Source organism: Streptomyces sp. NPDC056600, assembly GCF_042792855.1.
Classification (GTDB): domain Bacteria; phylum Actinomycetota; class Actinomycetes; order Streptomycetales; family Streptomycetaceae; genus Streptomyces.
The window spans coordinates 60,124-80,362 of record NZ_JBHTVQ010000027.1; the positions used below are offsets into that span (position 1 = coordinate 60,124).

1 protein-coding gene is annotated in these 20,239 nt (G+C 77.0%); it reads left to right on the forward strand.

Translation table 11 applies throughout. The features are described from left to right. Positions 1-9: 9 nt before the first annotated feature. Positions 10-20,181: a non-ribosomal peptide synthase/polyketide synthase gene (locus ACFRAV_RS15935; protein ID WP_382555733.1), complete on the forward strand. Its 20,172-nt coding sequence runs from the start codon at positions 10-12 to the stop codon at positions 20,179-20,181. Positions 20,182-20,239 lie beyond the last annotated feature (58 nt).

Below are 20,239 nucleotides of genomic sequence, written 5' to 3' on the forward strand. Positions count from 1 at the left end.
CGGACGACGATGACGTCTTCGAAGCGAAACCGCGCCGAGGCCCTGCCCGAGGACCTCCAGGAGGCCCTGCGCCGCCGGCTGGCCGGCCGCGCCACGGCCGGGACCGGCAGCGCCGCCCGGCCGGACGTCCCCCGCGCCGACCGCGACCGCCCGCTGCCGCTGTCCTACGCCCAGCGGCGCCTGTGGTTCCTGGACCGGCTGCGCCCCGGCGACGCCCGCTACAACAGCGCCGTCGCGCTGCGGCTCACCGGTCCGCTCGACCAGGACGCCCTGGGCCGCGCTCTCGACCTGGTGGCGGCCCGTCACGAGGCGCTGCGCACCACCTTCGAGGAGGACGAGGACGGCCGCCCCGTGCAGCGGGTCCACGAGCCCGCACCCGTCCCGCTGGAGGTCCGCGAGGCCGGCCCCGAGGAGACGGACGCCGCCCTGCGTGCCGCGTACGCCCGCCCGTTCGACCTGCGCACCGGGCCGCTGCTGCGCGCCCTGCTGCTCCGCGAGGCGCCCGAGCAGCACGTCCTGCTGCTCACCGCCCACCACATCGTCACCGACGGCTGGTCCACGGGCGTCGTCCTGGAGGAGATCTGCGCCGCCTACGAGGCCCTGGCCCACGGTGAACCGGTGGAGCTGCCGCCGGTGAGGACCCAGTACCCGGACTTCGCCGCCTGGCAGCGCGAACAGCTCTCGGGCGACCGCCTGCAAACCGAACTCGACCTGTGGGCGGCGAAGTTGCGCGGGGCCGTGGCGCCCGCGCTGCCGCTGGACCGGCCGCGCCGCGGCGAGGAGTCCGGGGCGGGCGCGGTCCACCGGTTCACCGTCCCCACGGACGTCACCGCCCGGCTGCGCGACCTCGCCGCGCAGCAGCACACCACCCTGTTCACCGCCCTGACCGCGGCCGGCCAGGCCCTGCTCGCCCGCTGGTCCGGGCAGGACGACATCACCATCGGCTCCCTCACCCCCGGCCGCCCGCGCACCGAGCTGGAGCGGACCGTCGGCTTCTTCGCCAACACCGTGGTCCTGCGCACCCCGGTCGACACCGCCGGCTCCTTCCGCGACCTGCTCGCGGCGGCCGCGGACACCGTCAACGACGCCTTCACCCGCGGCGACACGCCGTTCGAGCGCATCGTGGAGGCGGTCGGCGCGCCCCGGGAGGCGGGCCGCAACCCGCTGTTCGACGTGATGGTGCTGCTGCACCCGGCCCCGCCCACCGCGCCCGCGCCGCGCGGCCTCGCCACCGCCCCGGTCGCGGTGGCCCGGCAGGCCGCCACCTTCGACCTGAGCATCGAGTTCGTCCCGGACGGCGATGCCCTGACCGGCCTCCTCGAGTACCGCACCGACCTGTTCGACGCGGACACCGCCCGCAGGGCCGCCGACCAGCTCGGGCGGCTGCTCGCGGGCGTGGCCGCCGCACCCGACCGACCCCTCGGCGCGCTCCCGCTCCTCTCCGTGGCGGAGCTGCGCCAGGTCACCCAGGACTGGAACGACACCGCCCGCCCGGTCCCCACCACCCTGCTGCCCGCGCTGTTCGAGGAACGGGCGGCCCGCACCCCGGACGCCACCGCGCTGGTGGCGGGCGGCGAGCGCCTCACCCACGCCGCCCTCGACGCCCGCGCCGCACGCCTCGCCCGTCACCTGGCCGCCCGCGGCGCCGGCCCCGAGCGGCTGGTCGCCCTGCGACTGCCCCGCACCGCCGACATGGTCACCGCGATCCTCGCCGTGTGGAAGGCCGGGGCCGCCTACCTGCCCCTCGACCCCGCCCTGCCCGAGGACCGCGTCCGGTACCTCCTCGACGACGCCCGCCCCGCCCTCGTCCTCGACGAAGCGTCCGTCCGCGCCGCCCTCGCCGACGACGCCCCCGACGGCGCTCTCCCGCCCGCCCGGCCCGCCGCCCCGGACCCGGACCGGCTCGCCTACGTCGTGTACACCTCCGGCTCCACCGGCCGTCCCAAGGGCGTGGCCGTCACCCACCGTTCCGTGGCGAACCTGCTCGCCGCGCACCGCGAGGGCTTCGTCGCCGACGCCGGCGGGGGACCGCTGAACGTGGCGCTCACCGCCTCGTTCTCCTTCGACACCTCCCTCGAGGGCGTGCTCCTGATGGCCGACGGCCACCCGCTGCACCTGGTCGACGAGACGACCCGTCTCGACCCGGCGGCGCTGGTGGAGTTCGTCGTCGAGCACCGCGTCGACTTCCTCGACCTCACCCCCTCGTACCTGCGCCAACTGCTGCCCGCCGGGCTGCTCACCGACCCGCGCCACCGCCCCCGCGTCCTGATGATCGGCGGCGAGGCCCTGGACAGCGGTCTGTGGCGGGAGCTGGCGGCGCACCGGGACGTCGCCGCGTACAACTTCTACGGCCCCACCGAGTGCACCGTGGACGCGCTCGCCTGCCGCGTCGAGGGCGAGGACCGGCCCCTGGTGGGCCGCCCGCTGCCCAACGTGCGGGCCTACGTCCTCGACGACCGGCTCCGGCCGGTGCCGCCCGGCGTCGGCGGCGAGCTGTACCTGGCGGGCACGCAGGTGGCCCGCGGCTACGCCGGGCGGCCCGGCCTGACCGCGGCGCGCTTCGTCGCCGACCCGTACGGGGCGCCGGGCACCCGGATGTACCGCACCGGCGACCTGGCCCGCTGGACCGCCGACGGCCGCCTCGACCACCTCGGCCGGGTCGACGACCAGGTGAAGGTCCGCGGCCACCGCATCGAGCCCGGCGAGATCGAGGCGGCCCTGCTCGCCCTGCCGGAGCTCACCGCCGCCGCGGTCGTCGCCGCGACCGACGAACGGGGCCACACCCGGCTCGCCGCCTACGTCGTCCCCGCGCCCTCCGCCACCCCCGCCGGGCCCGCGCTGCGCGAGGCGCTGCGCCGGGTGCTCCCCGAGCACATGGTGCCCTCGTCGTTCACCGTCCTGGACGCGCTGCCCCTCACCACCAGCGGCAAGCTCGACAAACGCGCCCTGCCCGCACCGGACTTCGGCGCCGTCCGCGACGGGCGTGAACACGTCGCCCCGCGCACCGACGCCGAACACGCCCTCGCCGGGATCTGGGCCGAGGTGCTGGGCGTGGACCGGGTCGGCGTGAGCGACAACTTCTTCGAACTGGGCGGCGACTCCATCCTGGGCATCCAGGTCGTCGCCCGCGCCCGCGCCAACGGCCTCGACCTGCACTCGCAGGACGTCTTCCGCCACCAGAACGTCGCCGACCTCGCCGCCGCCGCGGCGGGCCGCACACCCGCCGCGCCCGCCCCCCGGCCGGCGCGCGCCGACGGGCCGGCCCCGCTGACACCCGTTCAGGAATGGTTCCTCGCGGCCCACGGCCCGCTGCGCCACTACAGCATGTCGGTCCTCCTCGACCTGCCGTACGACCTCGACGAGGCCGCCCTGGAACGCGCGGTGGAGGCGGTGGCCGCCCGCCACCCGGCGCTGCGCACCCGTTTCGAACGCACCGGCGACACCTGGCGGCAGCACCCCGGCGAGGGCCCGGCCACCGGGCTGCTCACCCGCCACGACACGACCCGGGCTCCGGACCCGCGGGCCGCCCGCGAGGAGGCCGCCGACGCGGCCCGCGCCGCCCTCGACCCGCTGACCGGCGCCCTCTTCCGCGCCGCCCTGCTGCTGCCCGCCCCGGGCGGGCGCCCGCAGCTGTTCCTGACCGCCCACCACCTCGCCGTGGACGGCGTGTCCTGGCGCGTCCTGCTCACCGCGCTGGAACAGGCGTACCGGCAGGCCGCCGCCGGCGAGGCCGTGCGGCTCGAGCCGGAGGCGACGGAGCACGCCGTCTGGGCCGCGCACCTGTCCGCCCTGGTGGAGGCCGGCGCCTTCGACGACGACCTCCCGTACTGGACGGCCCAGGCCGCCGAGGAGCGGACCCCGCTGCCCCTGGACCGCCCGGGCACCCCGCGGGCCGCCTCGGTGCGCACCGTCCGCACCCGGGTCGACCCCGCCACCACCGAGGCGCTGCTGCGCCGGGTGCCCGGCGTCTACCGCACCCAGGTCAACGACGTCCTGCTCAGCGCCCTGGGCCGGGTCCTCGCCGACTGGACGGGCTCCGGCCGCGCCACCGTCACCCTGGAGGGCCACGGCCGCGAACAGACGGGCCCGGCGGAGGGCGGCGCACCGCTCGACCTCTCCGGGACGGTGGGCTGGTTCACCAGTCAGTACCCGGTCACCCTCACCCCGGCCGGACCGGCCGGCGCGCCCGACTGGGGCGCCACCCTGAAGACGGTCAAGGAGCGGCTGCGGGCCGTGCCCCGGCGCGGCCTGAGCCACGAGGCGCTGGCCCGCCTGGCCCCGGACGGCCACGCCGCCGCCCGCGCGCTGCGGGAGGGCCCGCTGCCCGAGGTGTCCTTCACCTACCACGGGCAGTGGGAGACGCCCGGCTCCGGCGACTTCGCCCAGGCCGACGGCACGCCCGGCCGCGAGATCGCCGGCGACGAGCCGCTGGACCACCTCCTCGACGTCTCCGCCGCGGTCACCGACGGCGCCCTGGAGATCACCTGGCACTACAGCGAGGACGTCCACGACGAGGCCACCGTGCGCCGTCTCGCCGACGGCATGACGGACGCGCTGGCCGCGATCGCCGAGCACTGCGCCCGCCCCGGCGCCGGCGGCCGCACCCCCTCCGACTTCCCGCTGGCCGGCCTCGACCAGGCCGCCGTGGACCGGCTGGTCGGCGACGGACAGGGCGTCGAGGACATCTGGCCGCTGACCCCGCTCCAGGAGGGCATGCTCTTCCACCGCCTCACCGGCGACACCGACGCCGACGACGTCTACGTGGACCAGGCGGCCCTGCTGCTGCGCGGGGTCGCCGACCCGCGGGCCTTCGCCCTCGCCTGGCAGCGGGTGACCGGCCGCACCCCCGCGCTACGCACCTCGGTGGTCTGGGAGGACGTGCCCCGTCCGCTGCAGATCGTGCACCGGGACGTCGAGGTGCCCGTCACCCACGTGGACTGGCGGGACACCGACCCCGCCGAACGCGCCGGGCTGCTGCGGGAGTTGTGCGAACGGGACCTGGCCCGCGGCGTCGACCTCGCCACGGCCCCGCTGATGCGGCTGACCCTGATCCGGCTGCCGGACGCCGAACTGCGGTTGGTGTGGACCTCCCACCACCTGATCCTGGACGGCTGGAGCCTGGCCCAGGTGCTCACCGAGGTGTGCGAGGAGTACGCCGCGCTGACCACCGGCGCCGAGAGCCGGCCGCCGGTGCGCCGCCCCTTCGGGGACTACGTGCGCCTGCTCGCCGAGCAGGACGACGGCGCCGCCCGCGACCACTGGCGCGGCGTGCTCGCCGGCTTCGCCACACCGACCCCGCTGCCCGCAGACCGCCCGCAGGACCGCACCCGGCAGGCCCGCTCGGCGGCCGTGCACACCACCACCCTGTCCGAGGACCTCTCCGAGCGGCTGACCCGCACCGCGCGCACCGCCGGACTCACCCTCGGCACGGTCGTGCAGGGCGCCTGGGCCCTGCTGCTGTCCCGGTACGCCGCCGAGGACGACGTGGTGTTCGGCACCACCGTCTCCGGCCGCCCCGACGACCTGCCGGGCGCGGAGTCGATGGTCGGCATGTTCATCAACACCCTCCCCACCCGCGTGCGGGTGGACCCGCGCCGCCCCGCCGCCGACTGGCTGCGCTCCCTCCAGCAGGAGCAGGCCGAGGCACGCCGGTACGCCGCCGTGTCCCTGGCCGAGCTGACCGCGCTGAGCGACGTGCCGCCGGGCAGCCCGCTGTTCCACTCCATGGTGGCCTTCGAGAACTACCCCTTCGACGAGGCCCGCACGGCCACCTCCGGCGTGCGCCTGGCCGAGGTGGACTCCCGGGACGCCACCAACTACCCGCTGGTGCTGCGCGCCCACCAGGGCGGGCGGATCGGCTTCGACCTCGCCCACGACCCTGGGCTGTTCGACGAGGCGACCGTGCGCGCGCTGGCCGGCCGGCTCCGCCTGCTGCTGGCCTCGATGGCCGACGGCCTGGACCGCCCGCTGCGCGAGCTGCCGTGGACGACGCCCGAGGAGCGCCGGAGCCTGATCGCCGGGGCGGACGGCGGCGTCCGCGGGCGCCCCGCCGAGACCTTGGTGGACCTGTTCGAGGCGCAGGCCGCCCGCACCCCCGACGCCTCCGCCGTCACCTGGGCGGGAGAGCACCTGGACTACGCGACCCTCGACGCCCGCGCGGGCCGCCTCGCCCACCGTCTCGCCGAGGCCGGGGCCCGCCCGGAGACCTACGTCGCCCTCGCCCTGCCCCGCGGCGCCGACCAGGTCGTGGCGATCCTCGCGGTGCTGAAGACCGGCGCCGCCTACCTGCCCGTCGACCCGCAGATCCCCGACGAGCGGCTGACCGCCGTCCTCGACGACGCCCGGCCGGTGACGCTGGTGACCACCACGGACATCGCCCGCCGCGCCCAGGGCGCCGGCGTGCCCGTGCTGCCGCTGGACGCCCCCGGCGTCGTCGCCGACCTCGCCGGCCGCCCCGCCACCGGCCCCGGCGACCGGACGGCCCGCCCGCTGCCGGAACACCCCGCCTACGCCATCTACACCTCCGGCTCCACCGGCCGCCCCAAGGGCGTCGTCGTGCCGCACGCCAACGTGGTGCGCCTGTTCAGCCGCACCGCCCCCTGGTTCGGCTTCGGCCCGGACGACGTGTGGACGCTGTTCCACTCCTACGCCTTCGACTTCTCGGTGTGGGAGCTGTGGGGCGCGCTGCTGCACGGCGGCCGGCTCGTCGTCGTCCCCGAGGACGTGGCGCGCTCGCCCGAGGACTTCCTGCGCCTCCTCGCCGACGAGCGGGTCACCGTCCTCAACCAGACGCCCTCCGCCTTCCACCCGCTGGTGCGCGCCGACGCCGACCACCCGGAGACCGGCGACCGGCTCACCCTGCGCACCGTGGTCTTCGGCGGCGAGGCGCTCGACGTGACCCGCCTCGCCCCCTGGTACGCCCGGCACCCGCAGGACGCGCCCCGGCTGGTCAACATGTACGGCATCACCGAGACCACCGTGCACGTCACCTACGCCCCGCTGGACGGTACGGAGGCCGCCGGGGCCGCGAGCCCCATCGGCGAGGGCATCCCCGACCTGCGGGTCCACCTCCTCGACGGGGCGCTGGCGCCCGTGCCGCCCGGCGCGGTCGGCGAGATGTACGTGGCGGGGGAGGGGCTGGCCCGCGGCTACCTCGGCCGGCCCGGACTCACCGCGACCCGCTTCCCCGCCGACCCCTACGGAGCGCCGGGCGCGCGGATGTACCGCACCGGCGACCGGGCCCGGCGGCGCGCCGACGGCACCCTGGAGTACCTGGGCCGCGCCGACCACCAGGTCAAGATCCGCGGCTACCGCATCGAGCCCGGCGAGATCGAGGCAGCGCTGCACACGCACCCCGGCGTCGCTGCCGCCGTCGTCGACGTCCACGAGGACGCCTCCGGCACGCGCCGCCTGGTCGCCCACGTGGTGCCCGCCGACGGGGCGCCCCCGTCCGCGGCCGAACTCCGCGCCCACCTGGAGCGGACGCTGCCCTCCTACATGGTGCCCGCCGCCTACGTGCCGCTGGCCGCCCTGCCCCTCACCGTCAACGGCAAGCTCGACCGGCGTGCCCTGCCCGCGCCCGGCCCGGACGGCTTCGCCGCCACCGGCCGGCACGTCGCCCCACGCACTCCGGCCGAGCGGCTGGTGGCCGACGCCTGGGCCGACGTGCTGGGCGTCGACGAGCCGGGGGCCGAGGACGACTTCTTCGCCCTCGGCGGCGACTCCCTGCTCGCCGTGCGGGTCACCGCGCGGCTGCGCGCCGCCTTCGGCCAGGACGTCTCGCCGCGACTGCTGTTCACCCGTCCCACGGTCGCCGCCCTGGCCGCCGCACTCGCGCAGGCCGCGGGCGACGCCCCCGACCCCATCCCGGCCGCCGACCCCGACGCGCCCGCCCCGCTGTCCTACGCCCAGCAACGCCTGTGGTTCCTCGACCGGTTCGAGCCGGGCGGCACCGAGTACGCCACCCTGTCGGTGCTGCGCCTGCGCGGACGGCTCGACGAGAAGGCCCTGCGCGCCGCCCTGGACGGACTGGTGGCCCGGCACGAGGCGCTGCGCACCACCTTCGCCGAACACGACGGCGCCGCCCGCCAGGTGGTGGCCCCGCCGTACCCGGTCGAGCTGCCGCTGGACGACCTGACCGGCCGGCCGGGAGGGGCCCTCGACGCGGTGCTGGACGCCGAGTCCGCCGCCCCCTTCGACCTGGAGGCCGGTCCGCTGCTGCGCACCCGCCTGGTCCGCACGGCCGCCGACGAGCACGTCCTGGTCCTCGCCGTGCACCACATCGTCACCGACGGCTGGTCGGTCGCCGTCCTCGGCCGCGACCTCGCCGAGCTGTACGCGGCCGCCCACCTCGGACGCGACCCGCGGCTGACCGAACTGCCGCTCACCTACCGGGACTTCGCCGCCTGGCAACGGGGGCGCGCCGACCGCGTCGAGGCGGACCTCGCCCACTGGCGGGAGGTCCTGGAGGGCTTCACCCCGCTCGAGCCGCCCACCGACCGGCCCCGGCCCGCCGTCCGCGGCCGGCAGGGCGCCCTCCTCACCTTCGAGCTGCCGGCCGCGCTCACCGAGCGGCTGCGCGAGACGGCCCGCTCCGCCGACGCCACCCTCTACATGGCGCTGCTGACCGCCTGCCAGATCCTGGTCGCCCGCTGGGCCGACCAGGAGGACATCACCGTCGGCACCGTCACCGCGGGCCGGGACCGGCCCGAACTGCACGACATGGTCGGCATGTTCGTCAACACGCTGGTGCTGCGCGCCCGGGTGCGCCCCGAACTGTCCTACCGGGACCTGCTCGGGCAGGCCCGGGACACCGTCCTGGACGCCTTCGCCCACCAGGAGGCCCCCTTCGAGCGGCTGGTGGACGCCCTCCAGCCGGAGCGCGACACCAGCCGCACCCCGCTGTTCCAGGTCATGGTCGCCCTGCACAACCTGGGCGCCGAGGCCCCCGACCTGCCCGGCCTGGACGTCGAGCCGGTGACCCCGCCCGTCCGCCACGCCACCTTCGACCTGTCCTTCGACTTCGTCGAGCACGACGGCGGCCTCACCGGCCACCTCGTGTACAGCACCGCCCTCTTCGACGAGGACACCGCGCGGCGGCTGGCCGCCCGGCTCCGGCTGCTCGTCGAGGCGGCGGTGGACGACCCCGACCTGCCGGCCGGGGCGCTGCCGCTGCTCACCGAGACAGAGCGGCGCCGCATCCGGCGCGAATGGCAGGGCCCCGCGCTGCCGGTGCCCGACACCACCTTCACCGCGCTGTTCGAGGCCCAGGCCGCACGCACCCCGCACGCCACCGCGCTGGTGGCCCGCGACGCCACCCTCGACCTCGCCGCCCTCAACAGCCGCGCCAACCGGCTCGCCCACCACCTCGCCGCCCTCGGCGCGGGCCCCGAGGACGTCGTCGCCCTCCGCCTCCCGCGCACCGCCGACCTGCTGGTCGCGCTGTTCGCCGTGCTGAAGGCCGGCGCCACCGTGCAGTGCCTGGACCTGGACCTGCCCGAGGAGCGCGTCGCCGCCCTGCTGGAGGACACCGGCGCACGACTGGTGCTGACCGAGGACGCCCTGCGCGCCGTGCCGTGGGAGGAGTTGCCCGACCACGACCTCACCGACGCCGACCGCCGCCGCCCGCTCGACCCGCGCCACACCGCCTACGTCGTCCACACCTCCGGCTCCACCGGGCGGCCCAAGGGCGTCGCCGTCGAACACCGGCAGCTGGTCAACCTGGTCCTCGACCACCGCGACGGCCTCCTCGCCCCGCACACCGCGAACGGCCGCCGACTGCGCGCCGCGCTCAGTGCCTCGTTCTCCTTCGACGCCTCCTGGCACGGGCCGCTGCTGATCGCCCTCGGCCACGAGGTGCACCTCGTCGACGAGGACACCCGCCGCGACCCGGACGCCTTCCGCGCGCTGATCGCCGGCCACGGCATCGACACCGTCAGCACCACGCCGACCTTCCTGCGCGAACTCCTCGCCGCCGGACTCCTCGCCCAGGAGTCCCTGCGCCTGCTGCTGGTCGGCGGCGAGGCCGTCGACGCCGCCACCTGGCGGGAGCTGTGCGCGGCGGCCGGCGACGGGGTGAGCGCGTACAACCTGTACGGCCCCACCGAGACCACCGTCGACGCGGTGTACGCCCGGCTCACCGACAGCCCGGAGCGGCCGGTCGTCGGCCGCCCCGGGCACAACCTGCGCGCCCACGTCCTCGACCGCGCCCTGCGACCGGTGCCGCCCGGCGTGCCCGGCGAGCTGTACCTGGCCGGACCGCAGGTGGCCCGCGGCTACCTGAACCGGCCCGGCCCGACCGCCGCCCGCTTCCTGCCCGACCCCTTCGGCGCGCCGGGGGAGCGGATGTACCGCACCGGCGACCGCGTCCGGTGGGACGCCCGGGGACGCCTGGAGTTCCTCGGCCGCACCGACGAGCAGGTCAAGATCCGCGGCTTCCGCATCGAGCCCGGCGAGATCGAGGCCGCGCTGCTCGCCCACCCGGACGTCGCCGACGCGGCCGTGGCAGCCCGCGACCATGCGGGCCGCACCCTGCTGGTCGCCTACCTGACGCCCGCCGCCGGCCGCGTCCCGCCCGCCGACGAACTGCGCGTGCGGCTGCGCCGGACGCTGCCCGGCCACATGGTGCCCACCGCCTTCGTGCCGCTGGAGGCCGTCCCGCGCACCAGCAGCGGCAAGACCGACCGGCGGGCCCTGCCCGCACCGCCCGCACAGCCCACCGGCGACGCCACGTACGTGGCGCCGCGCCCCGGCGTCGAGGAGCGCCTGGCCGCCGTCTGGGCGGACGTCCTCGGCGTCGAACGGGTCGGTGCCCAGGACAACTTCTTCACCCTGGGCGGCGACTCGATCCTCAGCATCCAGATCGTCTCCCGCGCCCGCCGGGCCGGTCTCGCCCTGACCACCAAGGACGTCTTCCGCCACCAGACGGTCGCCGAACTCGCCCTGTGCGTCACCGAGCAGGACGCCCCCGCGGCCACCGCCGAAGCGCCCTCCGAGGCCCCGCTCACCCCCATCCAGCACCAGTACCTCGACCGGCGCCGCCCCGGAGACCCGCTGCGCTTCACCATGACCCAGCGGCTGCGCCTGGCCCCCGGCACCGACCCCGAGGCACTGCGTGCGGCGGTGGAGGCGCTCGTCGCCCACCACCCGGCCCTGCGCACCCGGATCCGCACCACTCCCGACGGCCGGAGCCAGGAGGTCCTGCCGCAGGCCCCGCACGACGTCCTCAGCCACCACGGACCCGCCGAGGAGGCCGAGATCCAGCGCCTCGTCGACGCGGCGCAGGCATCCCTCGACCCCACCGAGGGACACGTGGCGCGCGCCCTGCTCTTCGACGGCGACCCGCAGCAACTCGTCCTGACCGTCCACCACCTGGCGATCGACGGCGTCTCCTGGCGCATCCTGCTCGCCGACCTGGAGAGCGCCCACCGCGCCGCCGCGGCGGGCCGGCCCGTCCAGCTCCCGCCGCCGTCGACGGCGTACACCGCCTGGGCGACCCGCCTGGAGGAGCACACCCGCTCCGGTGGCCTGGACGCGGACCGGGAGTACTGGGCGGCGACCGTGCGCGCCCCGGCCGCCCTCCCGCCCGGCCGGAGCGGCCCCGGCACCCACGGGGCCGACGGCACCCACGGCGCCGACGGCCCCGGCGCCCACGCCCCCGACGTCCACCGAGCCGACACCTGCCGCGCGAACACCTACGGCGCCGCCGCCACCCTCACCGTGGCCCTGGGGCGCGAGGAGACCGACGCGCTGCTGCGCCAGGTCCCCGAGGCCTACCGCACCCAGGTCAACGACGTGCTGCTGAGCGCCCTGGGCCGCACCCTGTCCCGCTGGTGCGGACGCGACACCGTCCTCGTCGGCGTCGAGGGGCACGGCCGCGAGGAACTGTTCGAGGACCTGGACCTGACCCGCACCGTCGGCTGGTTCACCGCCGAGTTCCCGCTCGCGCTGCACGTCGCGCCCGGGGCGGACTGGCACGACACGCTGCGCTCGGTCAAGGAGCAACTGCGCGCGGTGCCGCGGCACGGACTGAGCCACGGCGCCCTGCACCACCTCCTGCCCGACGCCCCGGCCGCCGACGGCAACCGCCCCCAGGTCGGCTTTAACTACCACGGCCACTGGGACGCGGGAGGCGGGGCCGCCGACGGACTGCTGCGGGGCGCGCTCCCCCCGGCCGGCCGCGACACCGACCCGGACGAGGAGCGCCCCTACCTGCTGGACGTCACCGGCGTCGTCGAGGACGGCCGCCTCGAGCTCGGCTGGACCTACCCGCCGGACGTCTACGACGAGTCCGAGGTGCGCCGCCTCGCCGAGGAGACGGCCGACGCGCTGCGGGAGATCGTCGCGCACTGCGCCCGGCCGGACGCCGGCGGCCGCACGCCCTCCGACTTCCCGCTCGCCGGCCTCACCCAGGACCAGCTGGACCGCCTCGTCGGCGACGGCCGGCAGGTCGCCGACGTGCTGCCGCTGACGCCGCTGCAGGCCGGCATGCTCTTCCACGGCCTCGTCGACACCGCGGACGCCTACGCCGACCGCGTCGCGGTACGGCTGTCCGGCGTCGCGGACCCGCTCGCCTTCGCCGACGCCTGGCAGGAGCTGACCGCCCGCACCCCCGCCCTGCGCACCAGCGTCCACTGGCGGGGCCTGCCGCACCCGGTCCAGGTCGTCCACCACCACGTCGACCTGCCCGTCACCCACGTCGACCTGCGCGACCTGGAACCCCGGCGACGTGGCGAGGCGACCACGCGCCTGCTCGCCGACGACCGCGCCGCCGGCCTCGACCTCACCCGCGCCCCGCTCACCCGGCTCACCCTGGCCGCCCTGCCCGGCGACGAGGTCCTCCTGGTGTGGTCCACCCACCACATCGCCCTGGACGGCTGGAGCACCGGCCAACTGCTCACCGAGGCGTGCGAGTCGTACGCCTCCCGCACCGGCGGTCCGGCCGCGACGCCGGTCGCCCGCCGCCCCTTCGCCGACTTCGTGCGCTGGCTGGCCGAACGCGAGGAGACCGACGCCGCCGCGGCCGAGGCCTACTGGGCGGGCGTCCTCGCGGACTTCACCGAGCGCACCCCGCTGCCCTACGACCGCACCCCCGCCGAGGCGCACCGCGCCCGCTCCGCCGCCGCCGTCCACCGCGAACTCGACGAGGAGGTCTCACGGCGGCTGCGCGAGGCGTCCGCCCGGGCGGGGATCACCGCCGGCACCGTCGTGCAGGCCGCCTGGGCGCTGCTGCTGGCCCGCACCGCGGGACGCGAGGACGTGGTGTTCGGCACCACCGTCTCCGGCCGCCCGGCCGAACTGCCCGGCGTGGAGACGATGATCGGCATGTTCATCAACACCGTGCCCACCCGGATCCGTGTCCCGTCCGGCGGCGTGCGGCAGTGGCTGCGCGGCGTGCAGGACGAGCAGAGCGAGGCACGCCGCCACGACTTCCTGGCCCTGCCGCGCATCCAGGCCACCGGCGCGATCCCGGCCGGGGAGGCGCTGTTCGACAGCATGGTGGTCTTCGAGAACTACCCCGTCGACGAGACGGCCACCGCCCGCACCGGCGTGGGCGTCGAGGAGGTCCACCCGGACGACGCCACCTCCTTCCCCTGGTGCCTGCGCGCCCACCTCGGCGACCGGTTCGGCTTCGACCTGGCCTACGACCCCGCCCTGTTCGACGCCCCCACCGCGGACCGCGCGGCGGCCCGCCTCACGGTCCTGCTGACCGCCCTCGCCGACGCCCTCGACGCGCCGGACGACGTCCCGGTGGCCTCCCTCGAACCGCTGACCGCCGAGGACCGGCGGACGCTCCGGAGGTGGAACGCCACCGCCCGCAGCGTCCCGCCGGGCAGCCCGGTCGGCCTCTTCGCCGCACAGGTCCGCCGCACCCCCGACGCGATCGCGGTCCACGACGGCGACGCCCGGATCAGCTACCACCGGCTCGACGCCTGGTCCGACCGGCTGGCCCGCCTCCTGGTGCGGCGAGGGGTGGCGCCCGAGGACCGGGTGGCCCTCCTGGTGGAGCGCGGCGCCGCACTCGTCGTCGCCCAGCTCGCGGTGCTCAAGGCGGGTGGCGCCTACGTCCCGGTGGACGCCCGCGCGCCCGAGGAGCGGCGCCGGACGCTGCTGGAGAACGCCGGGGCGACGGTCCGGCTCACCGCCGAGGACTTCGCCGCCTGCGAACGGGAGGAGACCGGCGGCCCGTCGACGCCCCTCCCGCCCGCCGACCCCGACCGCCTCGCCTACGTCATGTTCACCTCCGGCTCCACCGGCCTGCCCAAGGCGGTCGCCGTCCGCCACCGCGACGTCGCCTCCCTCGCCACCGACAGCCGGTTCGGCGACGGCGTGTGCGCCCGGGTCCTGCTGCACTCGCCGGTGGCCTTCGACGCGGCGACCTTCGAGGTGTGGGCCCCGCTGCTGACCGGCGGCACGGTGGTCGTGGCCCCCGGCGACGTCCTCGACGCGCCGCTCCTGCGCCGACTGGCCACGACCGGCGGCGGACTGAGCGCCCTGTGGCTGACGGCCGGCCTGTTCCGCCTGCTCGCCCAGGACGCCCCCGACTGCCTCACCGGCCTGCGCCAGGTGTGGACCGGCGGCGACGTGGTCCCCGCGGCGGCCGTGCGCCGGGTCCTGACCGCCTGCCCCGGCCTCACCGTCGTCGACGGCTACGGGCCCACCGAGACCACCACCTTCGCCACCTCCCACGCCCTCGACGACGCCGCGGCCGTCCCCGACACCGTGCCGGTCGGCACCCCGCTCGACGACCTGCGCCTGCACGTCCTCGACGCCCGGCTGCGCCCCGTCCCGCCCGGCTGCCCGGGCGAGCTGTACGTGTCCGGCGAAGGCGTCGCCCGCGGCTACCTCGGCCGCCCCGGCGACACCGCCGCCCGCTTCCTCGCCGCCCCCTACGGGCCGCCCGGCACCCGCATGTACCGCACCGGCGACCTGGTGCGGCGACGGGCCGACGGCACCGTCGAGTTCCTCGGCCGCGCCGACGACCAGGTGAAGATCCGCGGCTTCCGCGTCGAGCCCGGCGAGGCGGAGGCGGCCCTCGCCGCCCACCCCGGCGTCACGGACGTCGCGGTCGTCGCCCGCCAGGACGGACCCGGCGCCAAGCGGCTGGTGGCCTACGTCGTCGGCGAGGCGGGCCGACACCCCGACGAGATCGTCGAGTTCGCCCGGCGGAGCCTGCCCGACTACCTCGTCCCGTCCGCCGTCGTCCCGCTCGAGGCGCTGCCGCTCAGCGCCAACGGCAAGGTGGACCGCGCGGCGCTGCCCGCACCCGCGGGCGACCCGCGGCCGGCCGGCCGGCCGCACGTGGAGCCCCGCACCGACGCCGAACGCCGCGCGGCGGAGGTCTTCGCCGACGTCCTCGGCGGCGAACGGCCCGGCGTGCAGGACGACTTCTTCCTGCTCGGCGGCGACTCCATCCTCAGCATCCGCCTCGCCGCCCGCCTCGCGGAGACCTTCGGCACGGACGTCTCCCCGCGCGCCGTCTTCGACCACCCGACCCCGGCCGCGCTCGCCGCCCTGCTCACCGCGCCCGGCGCCGGCCCGGCGCGCCCCGCCCTCACCCCGGCGCCCCGCGACACGGCCACCCCCATGTCGTACGCGCAGCAACGCCTCTGGTTCCTGGAGGAGTTCACCCCCGGTGGCGCGGAGTACGTCACCGCGCTCGCCCTGCGTCTGCGCGGCTCCCTGGACACCGCCGCCCTCACCCGGGCGCTGCGGGCCCTGGTGGCCCGGCACGAGTCGCTGCGCACCACCTTCGACTCGGTCGACGGCCACGGCGTGCAGATCGTGCACCCGCCGCAGGACGTGCCGCTGCCGCTGCACGACCTGTCCGCGCTGCCCGGGCCCGAGCGCGACGCCCGGCTCGCGGAACTCCTCGACGAGGACCGGACCCGCCCCTTCGACCTGCGCCGCGGGCCGCTGCTGCGCCCCGCCCTGGTCCGGCTCTCCGAGGACGAGCACGTACTGGCCCTGGCCACCCACCACATCGTCACCGACGGCTGGTCCAACGCGGTCCTCACCGGCGACCTGTTCCACCTGTACCGGGCCGAGACGGGCGCCTGTGCCGAACCCGGCGGAGGCGAACTCCCGCCGCTGCCCGTCCAGTACGCCGACTACGCCCACTGGCAGCGCGGCCTCGCCGACGCCACCGCCGCCGGACACCTGGCGTACTGGAAGGAGCGCCTCGCGGACGTCGAGCCGCTCGACCTGCCCGCCGACCGGCCGCGCCCGCCGGTGCGCAGCGCCGCCGGCGCCACCACCCGCCTGGTGCTGCCGCCGCACACCGCCCGCCGGCTCGCCCAGGCCGGGCAGGAACGGGGCGCCACCCTGTTCACCACGCTGGTCGCCGCCACCCAGGCCCACCTGGCCCGGCTCTCCGGCGGGCAGGACATCGCCGTCGGCACCGTCGCCTCCGGCCGCGACCTGCCCGAGACGCAGAACCTCGTCGGCTTCTTCGTCAACACGCTGGTCCTGCGCTCCCGGGTGCGCCCCGAGCAGCCCTTCCCGGAGTTCCTCACCGACGTCCGGCAGACCGTCCTCGACGCCTTCACCCACCAGGACGTCCCCTTCGAGCGGGTGGTCGACGAGGTGCGGCCGGTGCGCGACACCAGCCGCACCCCCCTCTTCCAGGTGATGGTGGTCCTGCAGAACACGCCGACCGCCCACCCCGACGTCCCCGGCCTGGAGATCACCGACGCCGAGACCGAACTGCGGCACGCGGCCTTCGATCTGACCTGGGAGTTCGCCGAGGCCGACGACGGTGCCCTGCACGGCCTGCTCACGTACAGCACCGCCCTGTTCGACGAGGCCACCGCAGACCGCATGGCCGGCCAGCTCGGCACGCTGCTCACCGCCCTCGCCGAGAACCCGCGGCGCACCCTGGGCGCCCTGCCGCTGAGCACCGACGAGGAGCTGCGGGACCTGGTCCGGCTGGGCCGCGGCACGGCCCCCGTGGTGGCGGCCGCCACCCTGCCCGAGCTGTTCCGGCGGCAGGCGGCCCGCACCCCCGACGCCGTCGCCCTGAGCGAACACGGGCGGGAGTGGACGTACGCCGAGACGCAGCGGGCCGCCGACCGGCTCGCCCACCGGCTGATCGGCCGCGGCGTCGGCCCGGAGACGGTGGTGGCCCTGGCACTGCCGCGCGGCGCGGCCTCGGTCGTCGCCCAGCTCGCCGTGAGCAAGGCGGGCGGCGCCTTCCTCCCCGTCGACCCGGACTACCCCGCCGAGCGCCGGGAGTTCATGCTCCGCGACGCGGGCGCCGCGCTGGTCCTGGACGACCCCGCCGAGGTGTGGGCCGACGGCGGCCCCGACACCGCGGTGGGCGACGCGGACCGGCTCGCCCCGCTCTCCGTCGCCCACCCCGCCTACGTCATCTACACCTCGGGCTCCACCGGCGTCCCCAAGGGCGTCGTCGTCACCCACGGCGGCCTCGCCGCCTTCGCGGCGGCCGCCGCCGAGCACTACGCGGCGGGCCCCGGCGACCGCGTGCTGCAGTTCGCCTCACCCAGCTTCGACGCGTCGGTCCTGGAGCTGTGCGTCTCCCTGCTCTCCGGCGCCACCCTGGTCGCCGGCGAGGAGGGTCCGCTGGTCGGCGACCGGCTGGCCGAGGTGCTCGAGGGACGGCGGATCAGTCACACGCTGATCCCCCCGGCGGCCCTCGCCACCCTGCCCGCGGGGACGGCCGACGCGCTGCCCGCGCTGCGCACCCTGATCGTCGGCGCGGAGGCCTGCCCGGCCGACCTGGTCGACCGGTGGGCCCCGGGCCGCCGCATGATCAACTCCTACGGGCCCACCGAGGCCACCGTGGTGGCGAGCTGGACCGGCCCGCTCACCGCGGGCACGGGCGCGCCGCCCATCGGCGCCCCGGCCGGCGCCACCCGCGTCCACGTCCTCGACGCCGCGCTGCGGCCCGTACCGGCAGGCGTCCTGGGCGAGTTGTACGTCGCGGGCCCGGGGCTGGCCCGCGGCTACCTCGGCCGGCCCGGCCTGACCGCGACACGGTTCCTGCCCGACCCGTTCGGCGCGCCGGGGGAGCGGATGTACCGCACCGGCGACCTGGTGCGGCTGGGGGCCGACGGGCAACTGCGGTTCGCCGGACGCGCCGACGAGCAGGTCAAGGTGCGCGGCCACCGCGTCGAGCCCGGCGAGGTCGAGGCCGCGCTGCGGCGCGACCCCCGAGTACGTGACGCGGCGGTCGTGGTGCGCGACGACGGGAGCGCGGGGACGGCCCAACTGGTGGCCTATGTCGTGCCGGCCCCGGAGGGCGCGGGACCGCCCGCTCCCACGGGCGAGGGACTGCCCGGGGCCGCGAGCAACGGGGCGTCCGGGGCCTCCGGCGGGGGACTGCCCGGGGCCACCGCAGGCGGTGGGATCCCCGCCGTCGACACCGCCGCACTGCGCGAGGAGCTGGCCCGCCGCCTGCCCCCGCACATGGTGCCCTCCGCGTTCGTGGCCCTCGAGCGGCTTCCGCTCACCCCGAACGGCAAGCTGGACCGCCGCGCCCTGCCCGCCCCCGGCCCGGCCGTCCCCACCGGACCGCGCGTCGCCCCGCGCACCGACACCGAGCGACACGTCGCCCGGATCTGGGCGGAGGTCCTCGGGGTGCCCGAGGTCGGCGCCGAGGACAACTTCTTCCACCTGGGCGGAGACTCGATCCTCAGCATGCAGGTGGTGTCCCGGCTGCGCCGCGAGGGGCTGCACCTCACCACCCGCGACCTCTTCGCCCACCAGACCGTCGCCGCCCTCGCCGCCGTCGTCCGCACCGGGCCCGAGCGCACCGGCGAGGGTCCGGTCAGCGGCGACGTGCCGCTCACCCCGATCCAGGAGTGGTTCCTGACCACCCCGCGCGCCGCCCACCACCACTTCAACCAGTCCCTCCTCCTCGAACTCGACGGCGCCCCCGACCCGGCCGCCCTGGACCGTGCGCTCACCGCCCTGCTCGACCACCACGACGCGCTCCGGATGCGCTTCACCCGGGACGCCGACGGCTGGCGCCAGTTCAACCCGCCGCCCGCCGGGCCGCAGGAGGTCCTCGTCCACCACGACCTGACGGGCCTGCCCGACGACCGGGCCCGCCGCGTCATGGAGCGGGCCGCCGACACCCTGCACTCCGGATTCGACCTGGAGCAGGGGCCGTTGCTCGGCGCGGGCCTCTTCACCGGCGGTCCGGGCCGCCCCGCCTTCCTCCTCCTGGTCGCCCACCACCTCGTGGTGGACGCCGTGTCCTGGCGGATCCTGCGCGACGACCTGGAGACCGCCTACCGGCAGGCGGTCCGCGGCGGACCGGTGGAGCTGGGGGAGCGCACCACCTCCTACCGCGACTGGGCCCGCGGTCTCGCCGCCCACGTGCGGGCCGGCCACCTCGACCACGAACTGCCGCACTGGGAGGAGGCGGTGACCGCCGAACCCCTGCCCGGCCCGACGCTCCCCGGCCCTGAGGGCACGGAGGGCGCGCAGGATGCGGGTGACGCGGGCGGGACCGCGACCCTGACCGTCGAACTCGGCGAGGTGGACACCGAGGCCCTGCTGCGGTCCGCCCCCACCGCCTACCGCACCCGCGTCAACGACGTGCTGCTCGCCGCCCTCGCCCTCGCCCTGGCCCGCTGGACCGGCGGGAAGAGGGTCCGGCTCGACCTGGAGGGCCACGGCCGCGAGGACCTGCTCGACGGGGTGGACCTGTCGCGCACCGTCGGCTGGTTCACCAGCGTCCACCCCGTCGCCCTCAGCGTCGACACGCCCGACGACCTCGGGCCCGAGCGTGACTGGCGCGCCCTGGTGAAGTCGGTGCGCCGCCAGCTGAGGACCGTGCCGGGCAACGGCATCGGCTTCGGCGCCCTGCGCGCCTACGGCCCGCCCGAGGTGCGCGAGCGGCTCGGCGGCGACGGGGCCCTCGGCCAGGTCGTGTTCAACTACCTCGGCCAGCTGGACGCCCGCCCCGCCGGCGGCACGGCCCAGGGCGCCGGGCTGATCCGCGCCCTGCACGGCAGCCTCGGCCAGGACCACGACCCCCGCGACGGCGGGTCCCATCTCCTCGAGGTCGGCGGCGCGGTGCGCGACGGGCGCCTCACCGTCACCTGGAACCACCGCCCCGCCGTTCACGACACGCGGACCGTCCGGCGCGTCGCCGAGGAGTTCGCCGAGGCGCTCCGGCAGATCGCCCGGCACGCCCGCCGGACGGTGGGCTGAGCATGACCGCCGCCAGGGCACGCTGCCCGCCACCCGACCCGGGATCCGCCCCCGCGGA